Origin of the sequence: Mycobacterium sp. E802 (assembly GCF_001666875.1) — a bacterium.
Lineage (GTDB): Bacteria > Actinomycetota > Actinomycetes > Mycobacteriales > Mycobacteriaceae > Mycobacterium.
Map to the genome: position 1 here is coordinate 41,309 of NZ_LZJD01000108.1, position 26,535 is coordinate 67,843.

At 66.6% G+C, this 26,535-nt stretch carries 27 protein-coding genes and 1 pseudogene; 12 read left to right on the forward strand and 16 right to left on the reverse strand.

Translation table 11 applies throughout. From position 1 onward, the window contains the following. Positions 1 to 40: 40 nt before the first annotated feature. The 3 genes from A5699_RS16065 to A5699_RS16075 form a co-directional block, all read right to left on the reverse strand. Positions 41 to 673, reverse strand: coding sequence for a dTMP kinase (locus A5699_RS16065; protein ID WP_067770934.1), 633 nt, complete (start codon positions 671 to 673; stop codon positions 41 to 43). A gap of 101 nt (positions 674 to 774) precedes the next feature. Continuing rightward, complete coding sequence (locus tag A5699_RS16070; RefSeq protein ID WP_067770936.1) at positions 775 to 2,088, reverse strand: lipase family protein; 1,314 nt, start codon at positions 2,086 to 2,088, stop codon at positions 775 to 777. A gap of 60 nt (positions 2,089 to 2,148) precedes the next feature. After that, on the reverse strand, positions 2,149 to 3,417 hold the full coding sequence (locus A5699_RS16075; protein ID WP_067770937.1) for an amidohydrolase: 1,269 nt from the start codon (positions 3,415 to 3,417) through the stop codon (positions 2,149 to 2,151). A 22-nt stretch (positions 3,418 to 3,439) separates the two neighbouring features. Between A5699_RS16075 and A5699_RS16080 the strand changes: the two genes are divergently transcribed. Continuing rightward, a complete protein-coding gene (locus tag A5699_RS16080) occupies positions 3,440 to 4,066 on the forward strand; it encodes a trimeric intracellular cation channel family protein (protein WP_067770939.1) in 627 nt (208 codons plus the stop codon). Between the two features lie 24 nt (positions 4,067 to 4,090). Here the strand turns inward: A5699_RS16080 and A5699_RS16085 are convergent, their stop codons facing one another. Beyond that, the gene (locus A5699_RS16085) at positions 4,091 to 5,431 is read right to left on the reverse strand and encodes a DUF2254 domain-containing protein (protein WP_197508304.1); all 1,341 of its coding nucleotides are present in this window, start codon (positions 5,429 to 5,431) and stop codon (positions 4,091 to 4,093) included. Positions 5,432 to 5,584: 153 nt separating this feature from the next. Between A5699_RS16085 and A5699_RS16090 the strand changes: the two genes are divergently transcribed. The 6 genes and pseudogenes from A5699_RS16090 (at position 5,585) to ureG (ending at position 10,486) form a co-directional block, all read left to right on the forward strand. Then, positions 5,585 to 5,887, forward strand: coding sequence for an urease subunit gamma (locus A5699_RS16090; RefSeq protein ID WP_067770942.1), 303 nt, complete (start codon positions 5,585 to 5,587; stop codon positions 5,885 to 5,887). Positions 5,888 to 5,991: 104 nt separating this feature from the next. Beyond that, positions 5,992 to 6,579 (forward strand): urease subunit beta, encoded by a 588-nt coding sequence (ureB, locus tag A5699_RS16095; RefSeq protein WP_231965733.1) that lies wholly within the window; start codon positions 5,992 to 5,994, stop codon positions 6,577 to 6,579. After that, positions 6,572 to 8,282: pseudogene (gene ureC / locus A5699_RS16100) on the forward strand (urease subunit alpha). The gene ureB and the pseudogene ureC overlap by 8 nt, the downstream one beginning before the upstream one ends. Before the next feature lie 2 nt (positions 8,283 to 8,284). Beyond that, positions 8,285 to 8,959 carry an urease accessory protein UreF gene (locus A5699_RS16105; protein WP_197508305.1) on the forward strand — a complete coding sequence of 225 codons (675 nt, stop codon included), beginning with the start codon at positions 8,285 to 8,287 and terminating at the stop codon, positions 8,957 to 8,959. After that, a complete protein-coding gene (locus tag A5699_RS16110) occupies positions 8,949 to 9,887 on the forward strand; it encodes an urease accessory protein UreD (protein WP_197508306.1) in 939 nt (312 codons plus the stop codon). Before A5699_RS16105 ends, A5699_RS16110 begins: the two co-directional genes overlap by 11 nt. Then, the gene (gene ureG / locus A5699_RS16115; protein ID WP_067770947.1) at positions 9,812 to 10,486 is read left to right on the forward strand and encodes an urease accessory protein UreG; all 675 of its coding nucleotides are present in this window, start codon (positions 9,812 to 9,814) and stop codon (positions 10,484 to 10,486) included. The genes A5699_RS16110 and ureG overlap by 76 nt, the downstream gene beginning before the upstream one ends. Positions 10,487 to 10,592: 106 nt before the next feature. Here the strand turns inward: ureG and ahcY are convergent, their stop codons facing one another. From ahcY to A5699_RS16145, 6 genes are all read right to left on the reverse strand, one after another. Next, positions 10,593 to 12,050 carry an adenosylhomocysteinase gene (gene ahcY / locus A5699_RS16120; protein WP_067770948.1) on the reverse strand — a complete coding sequence of 486 codons (1,458 nt, stop codon included), beginning with the start codon at positions 12,048 to 12,050 and terminating at the stop codon, positions 10,593 to 10,595. A 137-nt stretch (positions 12,051 to 12,187) separates the two neighbouring features. After that, entirely contained in the window at positions 12,188 to 12,811 is a 624-nt protein-coding gene (locus A5699_RS16125; RefSeq protein ID WP_067771011.1) for a TetR family transcriptional regulator, read from the reverse strand. Positions 12,812 to 12,888: 77 nt separating this feature from the next. Further along, positions 12,889 to 13,074 carry a rubredoxin gene (locus A5699_RS16130; RefSeq protein ID WP_067770949.1) on the reverse strand — a complete coding sequence of 62 codons (186 nt, stop codon included), beginning with the start codon at positions 13,072 to 13,074 and terminating at the stop codon, positions 12,889 to 12,891. After that, entirely contained in the window at positions 13,071 to 13,244 is a 174-nt protein-coding gene (locus A5699_RS16135; RefSeq protein WP_067770952.1) for a rubredoxin, read from the reverse strand. The genes A5699_RS16130 and A5699_RS16135 overlap by 4 nt, the downstream gene beginning before the upstream one ends. Further along, on the reverse strand, positions 13,241 to 14,401 hold the full coding sequence (locus A5699_RS16140; RefSeq protein WP_231965736.1) for an alkane 1-monooxygenase: 1,161 nt from the start codon (positions 14,399 to 14,401) through the stop codon (positions 13,241 to 13,243). Before A5699_RS16140 ends, A5699_RS16135 begins: the two co-directional genes overlap by 4 nt. 291 nt (positions 14,402 to 14,692) lie before the next feature. Further along, positions 14,693 to 16,162 carry an amino acid permease gene (locus A5699_RS16145; RefSeq protein WP_067770957.1) on the reverse strand — a complete coding sequence of 490 codons (1,470 nt, stop codon included), beginning with the start codon at positions 16,160 to 16,162 and terminating at the stop codon, positions 14,693 to 14,695. 61 nt (positions 16,163 to 16,223) lie between these two features. On the opposite strand from A5699_RS16145, the gene A5699_RS16150 reads away from it, so the two are divergent. Next, positions 16,224 to 17,609, forward strand: coding sequence for an NAD(P)/FAD-dependent oxidoreductase (locus A5699_RS16150; RefSeq protein ID WP_067770958.1), 1,386 nt, complete (start codon positions 16,224 to 16,226; stop codon positions 17,607 to 17,609). A 4-nt stretch (positions 17,610 to 17,613) separates the two neighbouring features. On the opposite strand, the gene manA is transcribed toward A5699_RS16150, so the two are convergent. From manA to A5699_RS16170, 4 genes are all read right to left on the reverse strand, one after another. Further along, positions 17,614 to 18,840, reverse strand: coding sequence for a mannose-6-phosphate isomerase, class I (manA, locus tag A5699_RS16155; RefSeq protein ID WP_067770960.1), 1,227 nt, complete (start codon positions 18,838 to 18,840; stop codon positions 17,614 to 17,616). Between the two features lie 4 nt (positions 18,841 to 18,844). Next, the gene (locus A5699_RS16160; protein ID WP_067770961.1) at positions 18,845 to 19,918 is read right to left on the reverse strand and encodes a TobH protein; all 1,074 of its coding nucleotides are present in this window, start codon (positions 19,916 to 19,918) and stop codon (positions 18,845 to 18,847) included. Continuing rightward, positions 19,915 to 21,303 carry a phosphomannomutase/phosphoglucomutase gene (locus A5699_RS16165; RefSeq protein ID WP_067770964.1) on the reverse strand — a complete coding sequence of 463 codons (1,389 nt, stop codon included), beginning with the start codon at positions 21,301 to 21,303 and terminating at the stop codon, positions 19,915 to 19,917. The genes A5699_RS16160 and A5699_RS16165 overlap by 4 nt, the downstream gene beginning before the upstream one ends. 127 nt (positions 21,304 to 21,430) lie before the next feature. Beyond that, positions 21,431 to 21,850, reverse strand: a complete 420-nt coding sequence (locus A5699_RS16170) for a DUF3499 domain-containing protein (protein ID WP_067770966.1) — start codon at positions 21,848 to 21,850, stop codon at positions 21,431 to 21,433. A 131-nt stretch (positions 21,851 to 21,981) separates the two neighbouring features. Here A5699_RS16170 and A5699_RS16175 point away from each other — a divergent pair, with 131 nt between their 5' ends. Further along, entirely contained in the window at positions 21,982 to 22,404 is a 423-nt protein-coding gene (locus A5699_RS16175) for a metallopeptidase family protein (protein ID WP_067771013.1), read from the forward strand. A 36-nt stretch (positions 22,405 to 22,440) separates the two neighbouring features. Here the strand turns inward: A5699_RS16175 and A5699_RS16180 are convergent, their stop codons facing one another. Next, positions 22,441 to 22,830 carry a WhiB family transcriptional regulator gene (locus tag A5699_RS16180; protein ID WP_067770968.1) on the reverse strand — a complete coding sequence of 130 codons (390 nt, stop codon included), beginning with the start codon at positions 22,828 to 22,830 and terminating at the stop codon, positions 22,441 to 22,443. Between the two features lie 294 nt (positions 22,831 to 23,124). On the opposite strand from A5699_RS16180, the gene cofD reads away from it, so the two are divergent. The 3 genes from cofD to A5699_RS16195 are packed head-to-tail and all read left to right on the forward strand — an operon-like array spanning position 23,125 to position 26,032. Continuing rightward, positions 23,125 to 24,108 carry a 2-phospho-L-lactate transferase gene (cofD, locus tag A5699_RS16185; RefSeq protein ID WP_067770969.1) on the forward strand — a complete coding sequence of 328 codons (984 nt, stop codon included), beginning with the start codon at positions 23,125 to 23,127 and terminating at the stop codon, positions 24,106 to 24,108. Continuing rightward, positions 24,105 to 25,460, forward strand: a complete 1,356-nt coding sequence (locus A5699_RS16190; protein ID WP_067770971.1) for a coenzyme F420-0:L-glutamate ligase — start codon at positions 24,105 to 24,107, stop codon at positions 25,458 to 25,460. Before cofD ends, A5699_RS16190 begins: the two co-directional genes overlap by 4 nt. Beyond that, positions 25,457 to 26,032, forward strand: coding sequence for an NUDIX hydrolase (locus tag A5699_RS16195; protein ID WP_067770973.1), 576 nt, complete (start codon positions 25,457 to 25,459; stop codon positions 26,030 to 26,032). Before A5699_RS16190 ends, A5699_RS16195 begins: the two co-directional genes overlap by 4 nt. Before the next feature lie 16 nt (positions 26,033 to 26,048). Here A5699_RS16195 and A5699_RS16200 read toward each other — a convergent pair whose 3' ends face one another. Next, positions 26,049 to 26,399: a DUF732 domain-containing protein gene (locus A5699_RS16200; protein WP_067770975.1), complete on the reverse strand. Its 351-nt coding sequence runs from the start codon at positions 26,397 to 26,399 to the stop codon at positions 26,049 to 26,051. Between the last annotated feature and the right edge of the window lie 136 nt (positions 26,400 to 26,535).

A 26,535-nucleotide genomic window follows, 5' to 3' on the forward strand; every position in this document is an offset into this window, starting at 1 on the left:
TCGCGATAAAACCGGGCTACCACACGCGGGTTTCTCCGCTTTATCTGCTGTTCAGCCGACGAGCCAGGACCTCCGGGTCCACATCCGGCCCGGCGACGGCCCACCGACCGCACCAATCGGTGGCCGCCAGCGCCGCATAGACCGCACCGGTGCGCTGTTGCAACCCGCCGTCGCGCTCATACGCGTCCTTGGCGCGATCGGCCTCGGTGTTGGCCCGATGCTCGGCGCGCCGGGCCGCCAGCTCGGTCGGCACGTCGAGCAGCACCTGCCAGTCGGGCGCGGGAAGTTTGAGACGGTCGAACTCGAGGTCGCGCACCCACGCCACCACGTCTCCGTCTGCGCCTTGATGCAATCGGGCGGCGCTGTAGGCGGCGTTCGAGGCGACGTAGCGGTCCAGGATGACAACGTCGTAGGCCGCCTGCAGATGCTCGATTTCCTCCCGCGCCCCGGCGCGGTCGAGCGCGAACAGCGTGGCCATCGCATACACCGAGTCGGCCAGATCCCCGTGGGCGCCGTGCAACGCCTCGGCGGCCAGGTCCGCGGGCACCGAATGGTGATAGCGCGGGAACGCCAGCGTGCCGACCGATTTGTGGTCTGACTCGAACGCCGCCCGTAGGCCGCCCGTCAACGTGCGCTTGCCGGCGCCGTCGACGCCCTCGATCGCGATGAGCACGCGGGCAGCCTAACTGGTGCGTGCAATTGACTGACGAATGTGAAGAAGATCGTGCGATGAGCGAGAAATCTCGCGATCTTCTACACATTCGGCGGTCAGGGTCAGAACTCCCCACAGTTGGGGGTGGTCGGTAATCCGTTGAAGCGGTCGGCGATCCACTGCATCGCCCGTTCCCCGTCGACCAGCATCGGCAACGCGTGGTTGATCACCAACTTGTTCAGGAACGGCGGCTCTTCGTTCGTCCAGAACTGGACGTCGGCCCCCTTCTCACACCAGTCCCGCCCGAGTTGGTTGGCCGCCGTCCACGGCACCAGTGGGTCATATCGGTTGCTCAGGATCAGCACCGGCGCGTTCGGCGTATATCGGCCGATCTTCTGCATGTCGAACAGCGTGCTGAACGGCTCTTCGTTCACCGCTTGGTAGATGTCGACGTTGAAGTACGGCTGTAGGTGCCGGAACATGAATTTGGTGATCGTCTCGGCGATGCACTGATCCTGCACTTTCTGCAGCAGGTCCGCGCCGCGTGGCGTGAGCTTGGAGCGGATCAGATCCTCGAATTCCGGATAACTGGTGATCACCGAGTTCAGCGCATATCCCACCACGCCCACCAGCGCGCTGCCGTCGGCGTAGGGGAACAGTTCTTTGAGATCGGCCGTCGGGGCACCGGCGTAGGTGCCCACCACATGCAGATCCGGCGCGTAGGACGAGGCTAGTTCGGCGGCCGACGCCGCTGCCCCACCACCCTGCGAATAACCCCAAAAGGCCACCGGCCCATGTGGATCCAGTGACGTTCCGGGAAGTTTCAGCGCGGCCCGGCCGGCGTCCAGCATCGCATTGCCCTGCGCAACGCGGTTGACGTAGGTGTGCAGTCCGGGCGTGCCCAGCCCTTGATAGTCGGTCATCACGATGGCAAATCCGCGGGCCACCATGGTCGCGACGAACATCTCTTCGTAGTTGAACGTGATGTCCAGCCACGGCGACCAGTGGATGCCCTGGTTGAACTGACGCGACGGCGCGCACTGATCACCCTGCCCCTGCGTTCCGGGCCCGTAGACGATCAACGGGCGCGGGCCCCGACCCGGCCAGGGGTTGTGCGGTTCGAAGTAGGTTCCCGTCACGGCCATCGGGTTGCCACGAGCGTCGGTGCTGCGGTACATGATTCGCGTTCCGTCCGCGACGATCATGCCGAGCTGACCGGAGGGTTCCAGCACCAGTCGTGACGGCTCGGACTTGAGCACATCCCCGGGCGAGCCTGGCGGCAACGGGTCCGGCGGGGTGTAGAACTCGATGTACTCGTCCTCGTTGAAGATGGGGTCGTGTCCGTCGTTGGACGGATCAGCCCAAGCGGTGGGAGCCAATACCGCGAACAGCGCCAACATGACCGCGCCGACCATCGCGGCGACCCCCCGACCCATGAGGCGAAACCTTAACAAGATCGATGCGGTATCGGTGCGGTTTCCCACACCGCCGCGGCGTCAACCCTTTTCGAGCCAGGCCAAGGCCGCCACGACGAGCGCCTCGGTGCCGGTGTCCAGCGTCGGCTGGATGACGGGTGCGAAAGTCGGCGAGTGGTTGACCGGGATGTCCTGGTCGACCCGCCCGGCATCGGCCGCGGCGCGATAGACCGCCGGGTCGATGCCGCCGATACCCCAGTAGGTGTAGGGCGTACCGAGCGCGGCGGGGATATCGCTGAAATCTTCGCTGGCACTACCCTGCGGCATCCGGCCCCACCGATCGTCGAAGTACGCCCCGAAGGCCGATTCCACCCGAGTGGTGACCTCGACATCGTTGTCGGTCAACGGAAACCGGTCGAACAGTTCGAATTCCGGTTCCCTCGGTGATCTCGAGGCCGCGCATTCGGCGGTGACGATCCGGCGGATGGAGTCGAGCATCGAGGTGCGTGTCCGCTCGTCGTAGGTGCGGATGTTGAGCTCGAGTACGGCACGGTCGGCGATCACGTTGCTCTTGGTCCCGGCATGGAGGCTGCCGATGGTGAGCACCGCCGGTTCACCGGGGGCGATCTCGCGTGCGACGACGGTCTGCAGGCGGATGACGATCATCGCCGCGAGCACCACCGGATCGATCGCAGCCTGCGGCATGGATCCGTGAGCTCCCCTGCCGTACACCGTGATCCGCATACTGTCCGCCGCGGACAACACCGGGCCGGCGCGGGTGCCGACCCGGCCCGCAGGCGCGGGCAGGACATGTTGCGCGAACGCGACGTCGACCTTCGGCAGCAATTCGGCCAGGCCGTCGTCGACCATGCCACCGGCGCCGTCACCGGTCTCCTCGGCGGGCTGGAAGAGCACCACCAGGGTCCCGTGCCAATGCTCGCACCCCTCGGCGAGCAGTTGGGCCGCACCGAGCAGCGCTGTCACATGGACGTCGTGCCCGCAGGCGTGCATCACCGGGACCTCATTGCCCTGACGGTCGGTGACGCGCACGGTGCTGGCGTACCCGAGTCCGGTGGCCTCCTGCACGGGCAGCGCGTCCATGTCGGCCCGCAACAGCACGGTGGCGCCCGATCCGTTCGCCAGGATACCGACCACTCCGGTTCCGCCGATGCCGTCGTGCACCTGGTAGCCGAACTGCCGGAGCCGCTCGACGACCTTTGCCGCGGTTTCGGATTCCCGGTGTGACAGCTCGGGATGCTCGTGCAGGTCTCGATAAAGGCTTTCCTGCCACGAGCGGATCCGGTCCAGGCCGCCGAGCACGGTAGCGACGGCTTGCGCTGATGCGGTCACGCGGTGGGGTATACCTCAGTTCATGTCGACCGAAACGCCACTGCTCCTGGTGCTCGACCTGGTCGGCACATTCGCGTTCGCCCTCAACGGCGCGCTGACCGCGGTGCGCGCTGAGCGGCTCGACATCTTCGGTGTGATCGCCCTGGGCATGTTCACCGGTTTGGGCGGCGGGACGATCCGCGATGTGCTGTTGGATGCGCTCCCGCCGGCCACGTTCGTCGATTGGCGATATCTGGCTCTGGCGGCCGGCGGCGGCCTGGTGGCATTCGTGCTCAGCCGCAGGCTGGATCGGTTGGCGATGACGATCACGGTGCTCGACGCGATCGGGCTGAGCGTGTTCGCGGTCCTGGCCGCGTACAAGGCGCTGGATCTGGGATTCGGTGTGCCGCAAGCGATGATCGTCGGAACGGTCACCGCCGTCGGCGGCGGCACCATCCGCGACGTGATGATCGGACGGATTCCGACGGTGCTACGCAGTGAGCTGTATGCGATCCCGGCGTTGATCGGCGCGGGTTTCGCCGCGGCCGGGTATCTGCTCGGCCACCGCGGCACCATTGCCGCCCTGGGTGCGGCGAGCGTGTGTTTTGTGATCCGCATGGTCGGGGTCCGCTTCGACCTGCACGCTCCGCGCCCACCCGGACAACGCTGACATCCACCGGCCGGCTCTCACGGCTCATTCGGCGTCGTGTTCGGCGGGGTCGACGCCCCGCTCCTGAGCCAGCGTCTGCAACCGGGCCAGGTCGGCCGGATGGAGCTGCGGTTGCACGGCCATCGTCTCCATCAGGCGCCGGACCTGGCTGCGCAGCGCGGGAATGTGCTGTTCACGGCCCACATCGCGACTGTGGTCGATCAACATCCGCAGCACCCGCAACAACGCCGTGACGACGTGCGGTTGGGTGGTGCCGGTTTGTCGGATCTGGTCGAACGCGTGCTCGATGTACTCGTCGTGCGACAGATCCCAGGGCCGCAGCAGGACCCTGCCATCGATCCCGGCCACCGACGCCGGAGGCAGGTCCGAGGCCAGCAGGATTCGCAGCAAGCTGCCCAACCTCAGCACCACTTCGGTGGCGGTGGTGGGATCGTTGATCGCGGAACTGAGCGCCCGCAGCGCGACGTCGACCAGTTGGCGGATGCCGAAGTCGATGTCTTGCTGCATGGTTCGAACGTCGGCGATCTCGACGGTCGACAGCAGCGCGGTCTGCACCTTGGCCGGTTGGTCTGGGACCGGCCAGAGGGTCATCAACACCTCGCCGCGGTGAATGTAAGCCCCGGTACGGGTTTCCAGACGCACGACGGTCGAGGGCGGAACGGCGTCGAGAATAAACCTGCTGGGCGCCTGGGTCACCCATCCATCGCGTTGGGCCCGGACTGACAGGCGATCATCGGGGATGTCGATCGAGCTTGGTGCATGGGGCCTGTCATCGTGCGCCTGACACGCCGTCGCGGCGATCACCGCTTCGGCTTCTGCGGCAATGGTGCGCACCACTTCGCCAACCTGCAGACCGTGGGCCAGTCGGTTGAGATAGGCGATGATCAGCAGCACCGTCGCGACGGCCAGAACGATCGCAACGGTCATCGATATCTGTGGCGCATTGGAGGTGGTATCGCCGCTGATGTGCCGTAGCACCAACACGCAGAACACGAAAGTCGCCACCAGCAAACCGATCACGAATTGGCTGACCCGGTCGCGGATGAACGATCGCAGAACCCGCGGTGAGAACTGGCTGCTGGCCAACTGCAGACTCACCACGGTCAACGAGAACACCACCCCGGCGGTCGTGATGGTGGCACCGGCGACGGTGCTGAGCAGCCACGTGGCGCCATTGCTGTTCATCTGCACCGTGAACGGCAACGGGCTGTCTACTCCTACGAGGTGATCGAGAAAGGCCGTGGTCTCCGCCAGGATCACGCCGCCGACCACCACCAGCGTCGGCAACGCGAACAAGCTTTCGCGGAACCGGTACAGCGCCGTGGAGATCCGCAAGGCGGCCAAGGGTTCAGGGCGGCGCGTCATGGAGACCAACGGTATCGGCGGCGACGGGGTCAGAACAGGAAATGTCGCCACGCGGGACGAGTACGTGGCGACGAGTTTGGATCCGCCGACTCGGGGTACCTCCGAACGCGGTCGTCTGCTCTGTCGCGGGCAGACGGGTTAGGGGATGGTGCCGTGTTCTTGTCACTGAAGGAAAAAGAGCTCCTTCTGGTTCACACGGCGGCCGAGGTGGCGCGGAAACGTCGTGAGCGCGGACTCAAACTCAACCTGCCGGAAGCCACGTCGATACTGACGCAGTTCGTCCTCGAATGCGCCCGGGACGGTCGAGAGAAAGCCGACGTCCAGAACGACGCCCGCAAAGTCCTCAAACGCAAAGACGTGATGGACGGGGTGCCGGAAATGCTCCAGCAACTCCAAGTCGAGGCGACCTTTCCCGACGGCACCAAGTTGGTCACCGTGCCGCAACCCATTACTTGAGCGGGTAACGACGCGTAACGCCGGAGGCGCTCGCTGCGTTTGAGCGGTGCCGTAGCGGGAACTGCGTCGCGTATCACTTCATCGCAGCGAATTGGGGGCGTCGGATGGGACGGCTCACCGACAAGGTCAAGGACTCTGTCATCAACCAGATGCAGCGGGCCCAGGGGAATTCGAAGTTGTTCGGCGTGACGAGCCGGCTGTTCGCCGAAGGCCAACGCCTTCTGCAGCACAATCCCATGCTCGAAAAAGTCGTCGGCGCAATGAACCCACCGCCGGTGCGTCGCCACCGCCCGGGCACGGGGCAGTCGGTGTATCTGGGCTCGGGCAAGGGTGGCGTCCTGGCCCTGGTGCAACCGGGGGCGGATTCCAGTACCAAACCCTCGGCTCCCGGGGCGATCATCTTCGGCACCGACCCGGTTCTGGTCAACGTGGGCTGTGAGGTCACCACCGTGAAGGTGGTCAATACCGGGGACCGGCCGATTCACGTCGGATCGCACTACCACTTCGCCGAGACGAACTCTGCGCTGGAGTTCGACCGCAAGGCGGCCTGGGGCAAGCGGCAGAACATCATTTCCGGCGGGCTGACCCGGTTCGACCCGGGCGTGACCCAGGAAATCGAATTGATCCCCTACGGCGGCCGGCGGATCGCTGCGGGCTTCCGCGGCGAGTGCGGGGGGCCGCTCGATGCCTGAGATTCAACGGCAGCTGTATGTGTCGATGCTCGGCCCCACCAAAGGCGATCAGCTTCGACTGGCCGACACCGACCTGTTCATCGAGATCGAGGAGGATCGCTGCGTCGGCGGCAACGAGGTGATTTTCGGTGGCGGCAAATCGGGGCGGGAGTCCCAGGGGCAGTCACACACCCCGCGGTCGCAGGGCACGCCCGATCTGGTCGTCACCAACGTGGTGATCATCGACCACTGGGGAATCATCAAGGCAGACGTGGGAATTCGCGACGGCCGCTTTCACCGCGATCGGAAAATCGGGGAACCCCGACATCATGGACGGCGTCCATCCCGACCTGGTGATCGGCCCGTCCACCGAGATCATGAACGGCATGGGCCTGATCATGACGCCGGGCCATATCGACACCCATGTGCACTTCGTGGTTCCGGACGAGTTCACGGTGGTGTTGCAATCCGGTGTCACGACGCTGCTCGGCGGGGGTACCGGCGCGACCGATGGGGGTAAGGCCACGCTGGCCACGCCGGGTGCCTGGTGGTTGGCGCGATTGTTCGAGGGGTCCGACCCGTTTCCGGTCAATGTGGGGTTCCTGGCCCGCGGCACCACCGTGTCCGAGGAGGCGTTGTGGGAGCAGTTGCGCGGCGGCGCATGTGGGATCAAGTGCCACGAGGACTGGGGTGCGAGCCTGGCGGTGATCGACGCCGCGCTGCGGGTGGCCGAGCAGTCCGGGGTGCAGGTCGCCGTCCACAGCGATACGGCGAACGAGTGCGGCTTCGTCGAGGACCTGATGCGCACCGTCGACGGGCGGAACTTTCACAGCTACCACACCGAGGGCGCCGGCGGCGGTCACGCGCCCGACATCATCCGCATCGCGGGTGAGCCCAACGTGCTGCCGTCGTCGACGACCCCGACCCGGCCGTACACCACCGGCACGCTCGACGAGCAACTGGACGTGATTCTGGTTGCCCACCAACTCAATCCGCGTATTCCCGCGGAGCTCACCTTCGCCGAGAGCCGGGTGCGCGCCGGCACCATCGCCGCCGAAGACATCCTGCAGGACATGGGCGCGATCTCGGCCATGTCCTCCGACGCACTGGCCGTGGGACGGATCAGTGAGACGGTACTGCGCAACTGGCAGACCGCACACTGCATGAAGCACCTGCGCGGGAAGCTCAGCGCCGAGGAGAAGGCCGACAACGACCGCGTTCGCCGCTACGTCGCGAAAACCACCATCTGCCCGGCGGTGATCCACGGGTTGGACGACGAGATCGGGTCCATCGCACCGGGCAAGCTGGCGGACTTCGTGTTGTACGTGCCGGCCCTGTTCGGGATTCGTCCCACCGCGGTGTTCAAGGGCGGCATGATCGCGATGTCGCTGATCGGTGACCCCAGTGCGGCGGTGCCCACCACCGAACCGGTGCTGATGCGGCCGGGCTACAGCATGAACACCAGGGCAGCTCAAGCCACCAGCGTCGCCTTCGTCTCGACGGTCGCTGTGGAAGACGGGCTGGCCGACCGGTTGAACATCTCGCGAAAGCTGGTGCCGGTCAAGAACATGCGCGACTGCACGAAAGCCGACCTCCCCCTCAACACCGCGCTGCCGAAAATCGAGGTCAACCCCGACACCTTCGAGGTCCGTATCGACGGCGAACCGGCGAACCATGAAGCGCCGAGCGAGTTGCCCATGGCCCAGCGGTACTTCCTCTACTGACCGTGTCTGCCACACCGGCTGCCCTGCTGCTGCTCACCGACGGTCGACTGCCCGCCGGTGGTTACGCCCATTCCGGCGGAATCGAGGCCGTCATCCGGGCCGGCCGGGTCCGCGATCTGGACACACTGGAGCACTTTCTGCGCGGCCGGGCCGCGACATCGGGTGCCGTGGCGGCCGCGTTCGCCGTTGCCGCGTGTGCTGCCGCGGCCTCGGGCGACGACGCCCGGCTGGGCCTGCTCGACACCGAGCTCGACGCCCGCACCCCGTCGCCGACGCTGCGAGCGGTCTCCCGCGCGCTCGGCCGCCAACTGCACCGGGCGATGACCACCATCCGGCCGGTTCCGCAGCTCGCCAAAGTGGCTGTGCAGGCGCACCATCCCATCGTCCTGGGGGTGGTGACGGCCGGCTTCGGTCTCGCACCGAGTGACGCCGCGGCGGCCGCGCTCTACGACGCCGTGGCCGGTCCCGCCACCGCCGCGGTCCGGCTGTTGAGCGTCGATCCGCTTGCCGTGCACGCGGTCCTGGCGCGGCTCCTGCCCACCCTCGACGCGCTCAGCGCAGTCGCCACCGGCCACGCCGACACCCCGATCTCGGAACTACCGGCCCATGGTGCACCGCTGCTCGACATCGCCGCCGAACAGCACCACCGGCAGGAGGTGCGGCTGTTTGCCTCTTGACCTGAAACCGGGTGCGATGCGTGCGCACGCCAGCCTGGCCACCGAAGCCACCCCCGGCATCGACGGCCGCTCCCACACGCACATCTCCGAATTACGTTCGGAGGTCCCGATATCGCTGCGGATCACCAATCCGAAGGAACCGCATGCCTGGGCCGACTGCCTGGCCGGGGCAGCGCGGGTGAGCGTTGCCGCCGCTGCCGCCGGTCCGGTAGGCGGTGACCGCTTCACATTCGACATCGACGTCGGCCCGGACAGTGCCCTTGTGCTCGCCGACGTCTCCGCGACCCTGCTGCTACCGGGCCCGTATGGTGACTGTTCGCACACCACCACGCAGGTGCGTGTGGGTGACGGCGCGACGCTGGTCTGGTTGCCCGAGCCGATCATCGCCGCGGCGCACTGCAACCACGTCAACGATCTTCGCATCGACCTGGCGCCGACGGCTCGGCTGCTGCTGCGTGAGGAGTTGATCCTCGGCCGGCACGGTGAGCAACCCGGCACCATCGAGCAGCGCTTGAAGATCCGGCGTGGTGGTCGGCCGCTCTTTCATCAGGACCTACACATCGGACCCGACGCCACCGGGTGGAACAGTGCGGCCGTCGCAGCCACCTGTCGCGCGGTCGGCTCCACGATTGTGGTTGACCCCCAACGGGATTGGTCAGCAGCGATGTCGGCGACCCTGGCGGGCACGGCCGCCCTGCTGACGCTGCCCGGCCCGGCCGCCATGATCACCGCGCTCGGCGACGACAACCTGCAGTTGCGTACAGCGCTGAACGCCGGTTTGTCGCGGCTCGGGAAGCCATGGCAGGCGTCCACCGAATCATCCTCGGTACCAACGGAAATGGAGGCTCGTCCATGTCAGAACAACACCCATCCCGCGCCCTTCGCCTCGGGGTGGCCGGACCGGTCGGAACCGGAAAGAGCTCACTGATCGCCACCCTGTGCCGGAACCTGGCCGATCAGTACCGATTCGGGGTGGTCACCAACGACATCTACACCGACGAGGACGCCCGGTTTCTGCGCTCCCAAGGAATCCTGCCCGCCGAGCGGATTCGGGCCGTGGAGACCGGCGCCTGCCCACATACCGCGATCCGCGACGACATCACGATGAACCTGTTGGCCGTCGAAGATCTCGAGCGTGACTTCGCGCCGCTGGACATCGTGTTGATCGAAAGTGGCGGTGACAACCTCACCGCGACCTTCTCCCCCGGTCTGGTCGACGCCCAGATCTTCGTGCTCGACGTCGCCGGCGGCGGCGACGTCGCCCGCAAGGGCGGCCCCGGAATCGCCCGGGCAGACCTGTTGATCATCAACAAGATCGATCTCGGGCCGCACGTCGACGTCGACGTGCCGCAGATGCTCACCGACGCTCGTGCCGCCCGCCACGACTCGCCGGTGCTGGCCCTGTCGCGCAAACACCCGGACACCGTCGCGCAACTGTGTGACTGGGTGCGCAGCCTGCATGCCAGGTTCACCGCAGGCGCACATGTCCCGGTCGACCCCGGGGCAATGGCCCCGCATCGTCACTGAAACCCCGGCGAGAAGACGCAAAAGCGCCCAAAATCCGTAGATCAAGGGCGCTTTCGCTGGGGGCACCACCCGCTTGCGGGGGACTGCTCGCGCAGAACGGGGTGACTCAGTAGCGGTAGTGCTCCGGCTTGTACGGGCCTTCGACGTCGACACCGATGTACTCAGCCTGTTCCTTGGTGAGCTTGGTCAGCGTGCCGCCGAGTGCCTCGACGTGGATGCGCGCCACCTTCTCGTCGAGATGCTTGGCCAGGCGGTAGACCTCGTTGTCGTACTCGTCGTTCTTGGTCCACAGCTCGATCTGGGCGATCACCTGGTTGGAGAAGCTGTTGCTCATCACGAATGACGGGTGGCCCGTGGCGTTTCCGAGGTTGAGCAGCCGGCCCTCGCTCAGCACGATGATCGACTTGCCGTCCTCGAAGGTCCACTGGTCGACCTGAGGCTTGATGTTGAGCCGCTTGGCGCCCGAACGCTCCAGGGCCGCCATGTCGATCTCGTTGTCGAAGTGGCCGATGTTGCCCAGGATCGCGTGGTCCTTCATCGCCTTCATGTGATCGAGGGAGATGATGTCCTTGTTGCCGGTCGAGGTGACGACGATGTCGGCGTTTCCGATCGCCTCCTCCACGGTCACCACGTCGTAACCGTCCATCAGCGCCTGCAGGGCGTTGATCGGGTCGATCTCGGTGACCTGAACGCGCGCGCCCTGTCCGGCCATCGACTCGGCGCAACCCTTGCCCACGTCGCCGTAGCCGCAGATCAGCACCTTCTTGCCACCGATCAGCGCGTCGGTGCCGCGGTTGATGCCGTCGATCAGCGAGTGGCGGGTGCCGTACTTGTTGTCGAACTTGCTCTTGGTGACCGAGTCGTTGACGTTGATCGCCGGGAACGCCAGCTCACCGGCGGCGGCGAACTGGTACAGCCGCAGCACGCCGGTGGTGGTCTCTTCGGTGACCCCCTTGACCGACTCGGCGATCTTGGTCCACTTGTCCTTTTCCGTCTCGAAGCGTTTGCGCACCAGCGACAGGAAGACCTTCCACTCGGCCGAGTCGTCGTCCTCGGCGGGCGGCACCACACCGGCCTTCTCGTACTGCGCGCCGCGCAGCACCAGCATGGTGGCGTCGCCACCGTCGTCGAGGATCATGTTCGCCGGCTCGCCTTCCCAGGTGAGCATCTGCTCGGCGGCCCACCAGTACTCCTCCAGGGTCTCGCCCTTCCAGGCGAAGACCGGAGTGCCCTTGGGCTCCTCGGGGGTGCCGTGCGGCCCGACGACGACGGCTGCCGCAGCATGGTCCTGGGTGGAGAAGATGTTGCAGGAGGCCCAGCGCACCTCGGCGCCCAGCGCCGTCAAGGTCTCGATCAGCACCGCCGTCTGCACGGTCATGTGCAGTGAACCGGAGATGCGCGCACCTTTGAGCGGCTGCACATCGTGGTACTCGCGACGCAGCGCCATCAGGCCCGGCATCTCGTGCTCGGCCAGGCGGATCTCCTTGCGGCCGAAGTCGGCCAGCGAGAGGTCGGCAACCTTGTAGTCGATGCCGTTCCGGCTGTCGGCCTTCAACTCAGTCATGTAGAGCCCTCTTTCAGTCGTGATTGCTTCCAACCGCACGGGTGCGCCCAGCGGCAACGCCTCATGCCGATACCTCTAGCCTGCGGGCTCGCGGGACAGGCGCTCATGCGTTTCTCACAGCGGCGGCGCTCTGACAGCTACGGGGTATCTATGACACCGTAGCGCTCGGCGAACGGCGTCATGAGTCGGGCCAGGTCACCGGCCACATCGTGGTCGGCCTCGGGTGGCATCGAGACGTAGCTCATCGCCAGCCGCACGATCGCCCGGGCCAGTATCCCGGCATCCTCGTCGCTGGCCTTGATCCAGCTGTTCTGGAAGGTCCCGGTCAACCGTTGTGAGCACCGGGAGATGATCGGCCCGCTTCCGGTGGTGATGATCTGCAACAGGTCGGGTTTGGAGGCCCCGGTGAGCAGCGAGATCACCAGCGGGTCGGCGGCGGACTCAAGGAAGAACGCCCGGAACCCTTCCAGGAATGCCGCATGGACCTCGCCGACGTTGTTGTTGATCGCATCGTCGACCGCGTCGACGAGCCGATCGGCCAGCCGCATGGCGTAGCCCTCGGCCAGGCCCTGGCGTGAGCCGAACTCGTTGTAGATCGTCTGCCGGCTGATCCCGGCGGCCTTGGCCACGTGCGAGAGCGTGATCGCCGACCAGTCACGGGTCAGCAGCAGCTCGCGCATGCCGTCGAGAATCGAGTCTCGTAACAGCACCCGCGACGCCTCCGCGTACGGGATGCGTTGCTTGTCTCGCGGCCGACTCACACGGGCGACAATATCGCTTCCGAGGCCGCTGTCGAGCACGTCACTCGTCGCGACACTCGCAGCGGTCCTCGAAACGATCACGGCCGTGCGACCTCCACCATCTCGAAATCGCTCTTGGCCGCACCGCAATCCGGGCAGCTCCAGTCCTCCGGGATGTCGTCCCAGCGGGTGCCCGGGGCGATGCCGTCCTCGGGCCAGCCCTTGGCCTCGTCGTACTCGAACCCGCATTGCACGCAGACGTACAGCTTGTACGGCTCGGTCACTGCTTCACCTCCATGACTTCGAAATCCAGCTTCTCCCGCACCGCGCAGTCCGGGCAGCACCAGTCGTCGGGCACGTCGCCCCATGGGGTACCGGCCGGGAAGCCCTCGCGCGGTGCACCTTTGGCCTCGTCGTAGACGTAACCGCAACCGGGGCACTGATAGGCGCTCATGCGGCGCCCTGCTCGTCGGCCCCGTAACGGGCAAGCACCTTGTCACGCAGCCGCGGCTGGATGTTGACCCGGGTGATGTCGCCGTCATAGTGCTCGAGCACCCGGTGGTCCATCACCTTGCGCCACAACGGCGGCAGGTAGGTCAGCCCGATCAGCGAGGCGTAACCACTGGGCAGATTGGGTGCCCCGTCAATACTGCGAAGGGTCTGGTAGCGGCGGGTCGGGTTGGCGTGGTGATCGCTGTGCCGCTGCAGGTGATACAGGAACAGGTTGGTCACGATGTGATCGGAGTTCCAGCTGTGTACCGGTGCGCACCGTTCGTAGCGGCCGCTGGGCAGCTTCTGCCGCAACAGGCCGTAATGCTCGAGATAGTTCACCGACTCCAGCAGGCTGAACCCGTAGACGGCCTGGATGAGCATGAACGGGAGCACTCCGACGCCGAAGATCGCGATCAGCACACCCCAGAACACCACCGACATCGCCCACGCGTTGAGCACATCGTTGGACCAGTGCCACGGTGACTTGCCCTGCCGTCGTAAGCGTTGGGCCTCCAACTCCCACGACGAGCGCAGGCTGCCGAACACGCTGCGCGGCAAGAACTCCCAGAAGGTCTCACCGAACCGCGCCGACGCGGGGTCCTCGGGCGTGGCCACCCGGACGTGGTGCCCACGGTTGTGCTCGATGTAGAAGTGGCCGTACCAGGTCTGGGCCAGCGTGATCTTGGACAGCCAGCGCTCCAGCGACTCGCGTTTGTGCCCCATCTCGTGGGCGGTGTTGATGCCCACCCCGCCGAGCACACCCACCGACAGCGCGACGCCGATCTTGGCCGGCCAGCCGAGGCCGCCGTCGAACCCGAGCCAGCTCAGATCGGATGCGGTGAACAGATAGGCGCCCATGATGACACTGGCGTACTGGAATGGGATGTAGACGTAGGTGCAGTAGCGGTAGTACTTGTCGTTCTCCAGCTGCTCCATCACCTCGTCGGGCGGGTTCTGGCCGTCGGGTCCGAACCGCAGGTCCAGCAACGGCAGCAGGACGTATACCAGGATCGGCCCGACCCACAGCGGCACCTGCGCGGCGATGTGCCAGCCGGCGTGGTTGAGCGCCCACACCAGCGGCAGCATGACGAATATCGCCGTCGGGGCGATCAGCCCCATGAGCCACAGGTGCCGCTTACGGTCCCGCCATTCCCGGACGTCTGATCCGGTGGGAAGTTCTGCCACCACGATGAGCCTCCTTGTGTGAGTGCTGTCACTGCGATGACTTGACTATAAGCACGCCTATGTCTCTTGTCTAGACACAAAAAGATGTTTTGTAAAGTCGACGGAGCGCGCGACACCATCGGACCGCGTGGTGGACGAACGAACACCGAGATTGAAGCCAGGGACAGGACCAGGCCGAAATCTGTCCCTGAACGCAATCTCAGCGATGGCGGCGCTCGGCGAGCCTCAGACCGTGGCGACCTCGCGATTGGCCAGCACGGAATTCCGGCGGCCGTAGAGCGCGTACACCACCACGCCGATGGCCATCCAGATCAGGAACCGAATCCAGGTCAACCCGGTCAGGTTCAGCATCAGCCACAGGCAGGCCAGGATCGCCGCGATGGGCAACACCGGCACCCAGGGCACCCGGAACCCGCGCCGCAGGTCGGGCCGGGTCCGGCGCAGCACGATCACGCCTGCCGAGACCAGGACGAAGGCGAACAGGGTGCCGATGTTGACCATTTCCTCCAGCCGGCCCATCGGGAACACCGACGCTGCGATCGCCACCAGCACACCCACGATCACGGTGATCCGGACGGGCGTGCCCCGGCTGCCGGTGACCGCGAGTTGCCGCGGCAGCAGGCCGTCGCGCGACATCGCGAACAACACGCGCGTCTGCCCCAGCATCAGCACGATCACCACCGTGGTCAGGCCGGCCAGCGCGCCGATCGAGATCACCTTCGCCGCCCAGTGCACACCGTTGGCGGCGAATGCGGTGGCCAGGTTGGCGTGCCCGTCCGGGGCATCACGCAGCACGGTGTAGGACACCATGCCCGAGAGCACCACCGACACCGCGACGTAGAGCACCGTGACGATGCCGAGGGAGGCGAGGATGCCGCGGGGCACGTCTCGCTGCGGATCGCGGGTCTCCTCGGCGGTGGTGGCGACGACGTCGAACCCGATGAACGCAAAGAACACGATCGACGCACCGGCCAGCACGCCATACCAGCCGTAGTGGCTGCCTGCGGCGCCGGTCAGCAGCGAGAACAGGGATTGGTCGGCCCCGCCGGCGCCCTCGCCCGCCTCGTTCGGCGGTATGAACGGCGTGTAGTTGGCGGCCTTGATGTAGAACGCACCGACGACCACCACGAGCAGCACGACCGACACCTTGATGATCGTGATGGCCAGGCTGAAGTGCGCCGACACCTTGGTGCCCAGCACCAGCAAGACGGTCACGAACACGATGATCAGCAGCGCGCCCCAGTCGACCGCGACGCCGCCCACATCGGCCGTTCCGCCGCCGAAACCGAACACCGTCCCGAGGTAGCTGGACCACCCCTTGGCCACCACCGCGGCCGCGACGGCGAATTCCAAGATCAAATCCCAACCGATGATCCATGCCACGAATTCACCGAATGTCGCATAGGAAAATGTGTACGCGCTGCCAGCAACCGGCACGGTCGAGGCGAACTCGGCGTAGCACAAGGCCGCCAGCCCACATGCCACCGCCGCGATCACGAACGCGATCGAGATCGCCGGGCCGGTCAAATTACCCGCTGTAGATGCGGTGATGGTGAAGATCCCCGCGCCGATGACGACCGATACGCCGAAGACCGTCAGATCCCACCACGTGAGATTCTTACGCAGTCGCGTCGAGGGTTCGTCAGTGTCAGCAATCGATTGCTCGACAGATTTTGTTCGCCGAACGGCAGACATATGTGGTGTTGCCTCTCATTGTGGCCCGGTTCCCGCCATATTCCCATTACCGTGGCGTGCGATGAGCGCGACTCCCCCACATTCCCACGACCATGTCGTGGTCATCGGCGGCAGCATTGCCGGGCTGTGTGCAGCCCGGGTCCTTGCCGACCATTTCGACCGCGTCACCCTGTACGAGCGCGATGAGCTCCCCGATAAACCGGTCAACCGCAGCGCGGTACCTCAGGGCCAGCATGTGCACCTGTTGATGGCCCGCGGAGCCGAGGAGCTGGAATCCCTCTTCGAGGGGTTACTCGACGACATGAGGGCCGCCAACGTTCCGGTGGTCGAAAACAAGCCCGCGTCGATCCATTTCGAGGCCGGCGGCCACCTGCTGGGCACCGGGCAGACCCCGGAGTCCAACTTCACCTCGTATGTGCCCAGTCGCGGACAGCTCGAATGGCAGATCCGTCGACGGGTGCTGGCCCTGCCCAATGTGCAGATCCTGCATCGCGGGGTGAGCGAGCCGCAGTACGACCCGACCGCCGGGCGGGTGAGCGGCGTGGTGCTCGACGACGGCGAACTGGTGAGTGCCGATCTGGTGGTCGACGCCTCCGGCCGCGGCAGCCGCCTGCCGGTGTGGCTGGAGCAGTGGGGCTTCGATCGGCCGCGTGAGGACACGATCAAGGTCGGTGTCACCTATGCGTCGCAGCGCGTCCGTATCCCGGCGGAGTTGATCAGCGAGAAGCTGGTGGTGGTCAGCGCGGCGCACGACAGCGGGCTGGGCATGGGCATGCTGTTCCACGAGGACGGTATCTGGACCGTCACCGCGTTCGGCGTCGCCAAGGCCGAACCACCGGCGGACTTCGCCGGTATCAAGGCGCTGGGCGGCGTCGCCCTGCCACCGCGCCTGGCCGCCGCGCTGCAGGCCGGTGAACCGGTGGGCGGGATGAACTTTCATCGCTACCCGGTCAGCAAGTGGCGTCGCTACGACAAGATGAGCCGGTTCCCGGACGGGATCTTCCCGTTCGGCGATGCGGTGGTCAGCCTGAACCCGACGTACGGCCAGGGCGTGACCATGTCGACCGTGCAGGCAACCAACCTGCGTGAGGTGCTGGCCGAGGGCACTCATGACCTGATCCCGCGGCTTGCCCGACGCACGGCGAAGACCACGTACCCGGTGTGGACGATGAACTCGGTGGCCGATCAGGTGGCGCACGGGGCGGAGGGCGATCGCGCGTTCTGGCACGGCCCGATGTTCGGACTCTTCGACCAGTTCCTCGGGGCGGCCGAAACCGATCCTGTACTGGCCGAGTGGTTTCTGCGCCGCTGCATGCTCGACAGCCTGTGGCTGACCCCGCCGCCGCGGATCGTCGCACGAGCGATCCGTCACAACGTCAAGGCGTGGCTGGCCGAACGACGTCAGCGCCGCAACGAGCCAGCGGAGTCCGTCACCGCCTCGCGGTGACGGACTAGATGCCGACGGTCACCCGGAACAGTTTCGTCGGCTCGCCCGCGGTGAGCCGGATCGGGCCGTCGGCGGCCGCCACCCAGGCCGCCGCGCCGCGCTCCAAGGTCAGTTTGTCGTCGTCGGCATAGACCACCGCGGCCCCTTCGGTGCACAGCAGCAACTGCGGGCCGTTGTGACGGGAATGCACGTCGATCTCGTCGCCGACGCGCTCGCCGTCGATGGACACCACCGACACCGCGAACTCCTGCGCGGGCGTCTGATAAACGGTTTCCGTTCCGTCCGTGACGGTTTCGGAAAACAGCCGATCCTCGGGGGTCGGGGCGAAATCGAGCACGCGCAGCAGTTCGGGCACGTCCACGTGCTTGGGGGTCAGCCCACCACGCAGCACGTTGTCGGAGTTGGCCATCACCTCGACGCCGACCCCGTGCAAGTAGGCGTGCAGGTTTCCGGCCGGAAGGTAGACACCCTCGCCCGGCTGCAAACTGATGCGGTTGAGCAGCAGAGAGGCCAGCACCCCGGCATCACCTGGGTAACGCTCACCGAGTTCCAGCAGCGTCTTCACCTCGGCGACGAATTTCTTTTCCCCAGAACGGATGTAGTGGACGGCTCCGTCGAGAACAGCGGGTACCAGGACGTCGAGGTCAGGCTGCGGCGCGGTGATCCAGGTGGTGAACAGCGCCCGCAGGCCGTCGGCGTCGGACTGATCGGAGAGCAGGTTGATGAACGGGTCGAGATCCGAGACCGCGAGCGCGCGCATCAGCTCGACCGTGTGATCGACCGGGCGGAAGCCGGCGAGGGCATCGAATTGTCCTAGCGCAACCAGCAATTCGGGCTTGTGACTGCGGTCGCGATAGTTTCTCACCGGCGAGTTCACCGGGATCTCGAGCCGATCTTCACGGTCGAAACCTTCCCGGGCCTGCGCAGCGCTGGGATGCGCCTGCAGGGACAGCGGTTCGTCCGCGGCGAGCACCTTCACCAAGAACGGCAGTGCGTCACCGAATCTGCCGATCGCCTCGCCACCCAGCTGCGCCTCAGGGTCGTCGTGGACCGCCTGCAGCAGCGAGACCTCACCGTGCTCGGTCTGCAGCCACGCGGGGTCGGCCGGGTGCGCGCCGAACCACAGTTCAGCCTCTGGATGAATGGTGGGGCTGGGCCTTCCGGTGAATTCCGCAATGGCCGTACGCGAACCCCAGGCATAGGTCCGCACCACTCCGCGTAGCAGGTGCACTTGCTTATCCTCGAACCAGTTTCAAATATACGGCCGTCATCTCCAGACGGAGGGCCAGAATCGCGAGTTGTTGTTCTGGGCGCCCGGCGGACGGCGGGGTGGTCCCGGCCGGTTCCGGCACATCTTCGGCACCGATCATCACGATGTCGTCGAAGCCGCCGACCCGGGCCCCCACCGACTGCCGTTCGGTATCGGTGATCAAGGCGAACGTACGGGTGCGACGCGGCAGTGGCCCGTCGATCTGTTCGTCGTGGAACAGGGAGTCGGCGGCGGGTGCTCCGACCGCCCCACCGGCGACCGCGGCGAGCGCATCGCTCAGTCCGGCAGCGGCCACGACCTCCCCGGCCAGGCGCAACATCACCGCCGCGCCGTGCCGAGCCAACGCCAGCGTGGCCGGATTGTCCCCCGCCAGTACCACGGCGCGATCCGACATCCGTTCGGCCAGAGTCTTGGCCGGATTGGTGAACAGGTCGCGTCCGGCGCTGTTGGCCAGCGCTTCGGCGTCCAGTTCGTCGGCCAGTGCGGCCAGATCGAACCGCCGCGCCGGATCCACCACGTGCATCGCGGCCAGGCCGGCGGCCAGGTATCGGATCAGCCCGAAGTCGTCGGGCACCCACAGCCGCGGGGCCAGGACCGCCGCGCGCCCGGCCGCGACGTCACGCAGCGGCCCCTCGTGTGGTGCCACGATCAACACACGCGCACCGCGGCGCACACCGGTGGCGGCCGCGTTCACGAGCGCCGGATCACCCGGATCGTCACCAGCGACGATCACCACGTCCAGCGCGCCGAGCCACGGCGGGGTCTCGGCGGCCACCACGATGGGCGCCGCGGCCGACCCGCCGAGTACGGCGGCCAACATGGCACCCGCGGACTCGGCGGTCCCGCGGCCGGCCACCCAAATCACTGTGCGCGGTGGGTGATCGGCGCGCAGAGGATCGAGGACCCCTTCGGCCAAGGCTGCGGCGGTGGACCGCACCTGGGCTCCCGCCATGGCCGCGGCCCGGAGCAGACCGTTGCGATCGGCGGCGAGAAGTCCGTCTCCGTCGTCCAGGTCGACCGTGGCGTCCACGGCGTTCACGGCACCGGCTCGCTCACCCCACGGATCTGCGCCGAAACCCTGTCGACGAGCGCGGCGACATCCTCGGCGGTGCGCGCTTCCACGTTCAGGCGTAGTAGCGGTTCGGTATTGGAGCTACGCAGGTTGAACCAGCAGCCGCCGCCGAGATCGACGGTGACGCCGTCGAGGTGGTCGATGGACTGGATCGAACTGCCGAACGATTTCAGTACCGCGTCCACGCATTCCGGTGCATCGCTGACGGTGAAGTTGATCTCGCCGGACGCCTCGTACCGCTGATAGTCCGCCATGATCTCCGAGAGTGGCCGATCCTGCTCACCCAGTGCGGCGAGCACGTTCAGCGCGGCGAGCATGCCGGAATCGGCGCCCCAGAAGTCACGGAAGTAGTAGTGCGCCGAGTGCTCGCCACCGAAGATGGCTCCGGTCTCGGCCATCAGGGCCTTGATATAGGAATGCCCGACCCGCGAGCGCACCGGGGTTCCGCCGCGCTCGGTCACCAACTCGGGTACCGCGCGCGAGGTGATCAGGTTGTGGATGACGGTGGCACCGATCTCCCGGTTGAGTTCCCGGGCGGCCACCAGGGCGGTCACCGCCGACGGAGACACCGGGCGACCGAGTTCGTCGACGACGAAGCACCGGTCGGCGTCACCGTCGAAGGCCAGGCCGATATCGGCGCCGGTGGCCAGCACATGTGCCTGCAGGTCGACCAGGTTGGCCGGATCCAGCGGGTTGGCTTCGTGATTGGGGAAGGTGCCGTCGAGTTCGAAGAACAGCGGAAGCACCGTGACGTCGGGGATCGGACCGAGAACCGCGGGCGTGGTGTGCCCGGCCATGCCGTTGCCCGCGTCCACTGCGATCCGCAGTGGACGCAGCGCGCTGAGGTCGACCAGGGACCGGAGGAAGGCGCCGTAGTCGGCCAGCACATCGCGGTCGGAAATCGACCCGGGCGGGCCGTCGAACGCCGGCACGCCGGCGATCACCTCATCGGCGATCACGGCCAGACCGGTGTCCTTGCCGACCGGCTTGGCTCCGGCGCGACACAACTTGATGCCGTTGTAGGCCGCCGGATTGTGGCTCGCGGTGAACATCGCCCCCGGGCAGTCCAACAGACCCGAGGCGAAATACAGCTGATCGGTGGAGGCCAGACCGATCCGGACCACGTCGAGGCCCTGAGCCGTCACACCGTCGGCGAACGCGGCCGCCAACGTCGGTGAGCTCTCCCGCATGTCGTAGCCGATCACGGCCTGGGTGGCACCCTCGGCCCGGACCAGGCGGGCGAACGCGCCACCGACCTCGGCCACGAACGACTCGTCGATCTGCGTACCGACCAATCCACGGACGTCATAGGCCTTGATGACATCGTGAACAGCCGCCGCTGGCCTAGACATATAGCTCCTTGTGAAACGGGATCGTTGGCGCCAGCCTAACTGTCGGGTGGCTTCGACACGTTCACTACTCGTGGCCCGGCTGTTGTCTGATCAGGGCTAGTCAGTGCTAGTCCGTGGCGAGTCCGGGCTAGTTGTCGGGGTCCGGCAGCACCCGCAGATGACCACGACGACGCCCGTTGGTCTCAGAAGGACGGGCCTGCGGCGCGATCACCGCGCCGGCGCCCACACCGGTGGCGGGATCGGAGAATCCGGCGACCACTCCGCCACGCGGCACGGCACCGGCCTGACCCTCCCGGACCGCGTCGGCCAGGGCCACCAGGTCGTCTTCATCGGGATTGGTGGGCAGCGGCCCGGCGTGACGAACCAGCTCCCAACCACGGGGCGCGGTGATGCGCCCGGCGTGGCCGACGCACAGATCCCAGGAGTGGGGCTCGGAAACCGTGGCCAAGGGTCCGACCACAGCCGTGGAGTCGGAGTAGACAAAAGTCAGCGTCGCCACGGCATAGTGCGGGCACCCGGGCCGGCAGCAGCGACGGGGAACATTCACGCACCAGAGATTACTGTGGACGATCGCTGTGCGCTGCCGGACACGCTCAGCCGTCGGTGCCCCGATCCCGAACCGTTACGATCATCGCCGTGGTCCAGCGAAACCCATGGCGGTCGCGGCGCGGTCGCGATATCCGCGGGCCGCTGCTCCCGCGTTCGGTTCCGGGGTGGCGCAGCCGTGCCGAGCGGTTCGACATGGCGGTCCTGGAAGCCTATGAGCCGATCGAACGCCGATGGGCGTCGCGGCTGAAAGATCTCGACGTCGCGGTGGACGAGATTCCCCGGATGTCCCCGAAGGATCCCGACAGTGTGCAGTGGCCGCCCGAGGTCATCGCAGATGGCCCGATCGCGCTGGCGCGGCTGATACCGGCAGGCGTCGACGTCAGAGGAAATGCGACCCGGGCTCGAATTGTGTTGTTCCGCAAGCCCATCGAGCGCCGGGTCAAAGGATCCGATGAGCTTGCTGATTTGCTGCATGAAATCCTGGTGGCCCAGGTGGCCACCTATCTGGGAGTTGAACCGTCAGTCATCGACCCAACGATCGACGACGACTGACGTCGGGCGCCCACGTTCAGCGCCCTGCCGAGAGCCTCAGATGATGCCGCGTTTGAGGCGGCGACGCTCCCGTTCGGACAGCCCTCCCCAGATACCGAAGCGCTCATCGTGCGCGAGCGCGTACTCCAAGCACGCATCCTTGACTTCACAGCCCTGGCAGATGCGCTTGGCCTCGCGGGTAGACCCGCCCTTCTCCGGGAAGAACGCCTCCGGGTCGGTCTGTGCGCAGAGCGCACGTTCCTGCCATTGGTCGTCTTCGACTTCCGGATCAACATCAATGTGTTCGGGAACCAGACTCAGCTGGGGACGTCCGGTCGTCTCCAACGGTGTCGTTCCGGTGTTGATGTGCGGTGCGTTGTCCACCGAGCCGAGCAGCCGGCCGTCAAACCGGACCACATGATCGAAATCGCCGCTCTCATAAGACATTTTCCCCCGCCTCCTCACTCGGTCTCGTAGATCCTAAGTGGAGCCCCACTATTGCGATGTGCGGTCACCCCATTCGAACAGTTGATCGAATCTCGGTCCGCGACACCGGAATCGGTCACCAACCGGGAAATGACACAACTGTGATTACACACGTGTTAGCTGCCAGGGTCAAGCGGAATGGCGCGATTTCATACCATCTCGTAATGTCAAATCGGCGCGTCGCGACATCGGCGTGTCCTGGCCGTGACGACGTCGTTTCCATCCGCAGGCCCTCAGCGCTTAGGGTCGGACGTTGTGAAGATCACCGTTCTGGTCGGCGGCGTCGGAGGCGCCCGCTTTTTGCTGGGGGTACAGCACCTGTTGGGCCTCGGGGCTTTCGGCGGGAACGACAGCAAGCATGAACTCACCGCGATCGTGAACGTGGGCGACGACGCCTGGATGCACGGCGTCCGGATCTGCCCGGACCTCGACACCTGCATGTACACCCTCGGTGGCGGCATCGACCCTGAGCGAGGCTGGGGTCACCGCAATGAAACCTGGCACGCCAAGGAAGAACTGGCCGCCTACGGGGTGCAACCCGATTGGTTCGGCCTGGGCGACCGCGACTTGGCGACCCACCTGGTCCGCACTCAGATGCTGCGCGCCGGCTACCCCCTGTCGCAGGTCACCGAGGCATTGTGCAAGCGCTGGTCGCCCGGAGCACGGTTGCTGCCGGTGACCGACGACCGCAGCGAGACGCACGTGGTGATCACCGATCCCGACGACGATTCCCGACGAGCGATCCACTTCCAGGAGTGGTGGGTGCGCTACCGCGCCCAGGTGCCCTCGCACAGCTTCGCGTTCGTCGGCGCAGAACAGGCAACCGCCGCGCCAGGCGTCACCGCGGCCATTGCCGAGGCCGACGTGGTGTTGCTGGCACCGTCGAATCCCGTCGTGAGCATCGGCCCGATCCTGCAGATTCCCGGCATCCGCGCCGCCCTGCGCTCAACTCCGGCACCGGTCATCGGCTACTCCCCCATCATCGATGGAAAACCTTTGCGCGGCATGGCAGATGAGTGCCTGCGAATCATCGGCGTCCAATCCTCCTCACAGGGCGTGGGCGAGTTCTTCGGGGCCCGCTCGGGCACCGGACTGTTGGACGGTTGGCTGATACACGAAGGTGACCAGGCCGACATCGCCGGTGTGAAGGTGGCCGCGGTGCCACTGCTGATGACCGATCCGGCGACCACCGCCGAGATGGTGCGGGCGGGCCTGGACCTCGCGGGTGTGGCCTGGTGACCACCGCGGCGAACCCCGAACACGGATCCGCCGACCGGGTCGAGATCATCCCGGTGCCAGGACTTCCCGAATTCCGTCCCGGAGACGATCTGGCCGCCGCGCTCGCCGGGGCGGCACCGTGGCTGGCCGACGGCGACGTGTTGGTGGTCACCAGCAAGATCGTCAGCAAGTGCGAGGGCCGGATCGTCACGGCGCCGTCGGATCCCGAGGAACGGGACACCTTACGACGCAAGCTGATCGACGCCGAGGCGGTCCGTGTGCTGGCCCGCAAGGGTCGCACCCTGATCACCGAGAACGCCATCGGACTGGTCCAGGCCGCCGCCGGCGTCGACGGTTCCAACGTGGATTCCACCGAGTTGGCGCTGCTTCCGGTCGATCCCGACGGCAGCGCGGCCGCCCTGCGCGAAGGACTGCGTGAGCGGCTCGGCGTCACCGTTGCCGTCGTGATCACCGACACCATGGGCCGGGCCTGGCGCAACGGCCAAGTGGACTTCGCCATCGGCGCCTGCGGGCTCACCGCGCTGCACGGTTACGCGGGTGCCCGCGACCGGCACGGCAACGAGCTGATGGTCACCGAGGTCGCGGTGGCCGACGAGATCGCCGCCGCGGCCGACCTGGTGAAGGGCAAACTCACCGCGATCCCGGTCGCCGTGGTGCGCGGGCTGGACCTGCCCGACGACGGGTCGACCGCACGCACGCTGCTGCGCCCGGGCGAAGAGGATCTGTTCTGGTTGGGCACGGCCGAGGCAATTCAGCTGGGGCACACCCAGGCTCAACTGCTGCGGCGCTCGGTGCGCGCGTTCAGTGCCGAACCCGTCGACCCCGCACTGATCGAAGCTGCTGTCGGCGAAGCACTTACCGCACCCGCCCCGCATCACACCCGCCCGGTGCGCTTCGTCTGGGTGCAGGACCGCGCCACTCGCGTTCGCCTGCTCGACCGCATGAAGGACAAGTGGCGGGCCGACCTGACCGGCGACGGCCGGGATCCGGAGTCCGTGGAGCGACGGCTGGGCCGCGGTCAGATTCTCTACGACGCACCGGAACTCGTCATCCCGTTCCTCGTCCCCGACGGTGCACACAGCTATCCCGATGCCGCCCGCACCGAGGCCGAGCACACCATGTTCACCGTCGCCGTGGGGGCGGCGGTTCAGGCCCTGCTGGTCGCACTGGCAGTACGCGAGGTCGGCAGCTGCTGGATCGGCTCGACGATCTTCGCCGGCGACCTGGTGCGCGCCGAGCTGGACCTACCTGCGGACTGGGAACCGTTGGGCGCCATCGCGATCGGCCATGCTGCTGATCCCCAGCCGCCGCGGCAGCCGGTGTCCACAGACGGCCTGCTGGTGCGAAAGTGAGCGCGGAGAGCCTGCACGCCTCGGCCGTCGACGTACTGACGCATTGGCAGACAACCGATCCGGGCCAGGACACGCTGCGCCACGCCGTGCTGTCGTTTCTGGCTGCCCGGCCCGATGCCTGCCTGCGCTCATGCGTGCCCGGCCACATCACCGCCTCGGCACTGGTGGTGGACCACACCGGAACGCAGACCTTGCTGACCCTGCATCCCCGGTTCGGACGCTGGCTGCAGCTCGGCGGGCACTGCGAGGAGACCGATGCCGATGTCCGGGCGGCCGCGCTGCGCGAGGCCACCGAGGAATCCGGCATCACCGGGCTGAGCATCGATCCCCAGCTGGCCGCACTGCACGTGCATCCGGTGACCTGCTCGCTGGGTGTGCCGACCCGCCACCTCGACCTGCAGTTCGTGGTGCGCGCACCGGCCGACGCCGAGATCGCCTGCAGTGACGAGTCTTTGGACCTGCGGTGGTGGCCACTGCAGGCCCTGCCCGAGGGCACCGACTTCGGGCTGCTCCAACTCGCCCAAACTACGGGTTCTGGCGCATTGTCCGCCGATTCGCCGCAAAACCCGTAGTGTCGGCGCGATTCGGCTACCGAGGCGCCTGCGTGCAGTACGACCGGCGGGCAGCCCGCAGCGCCACCCCGGCCTGATCGGGACTGGCACCGTACTGGGCCGCCATCTGGTCGATCACCGCCGACGACGGCGTCCCGGTGTAGAGCAGACGGCACATCTCCCGACCCACCGACAGCAACTGGTCGTCATCGCCGGGAAACACCCCGCGGGTCGCCTTGAGGTACGTGTTGTCCTCCCCGGTCAGCGGGATCGGCCAGGCACCCGCCTCTGGGGCAGTCGCCCCGAACACCGTTGCGGCCACCAGCGCCGCCATGACCGGCGCCACCGCAGTGCGCCTGCTGACTTTCCGTCCGCTACGTGATCCCATGAGCGCAACCCCTCCCTTTCGCCGATCACAGCGTAAGGGGATTCGAGCCACGGCAAACGCACTTTTATCAACGTCGAGACGACGCTTTCTGGCGCATTTCCGCCAATTGATCGTCACAAAGCGTAGTTTCGCGCGC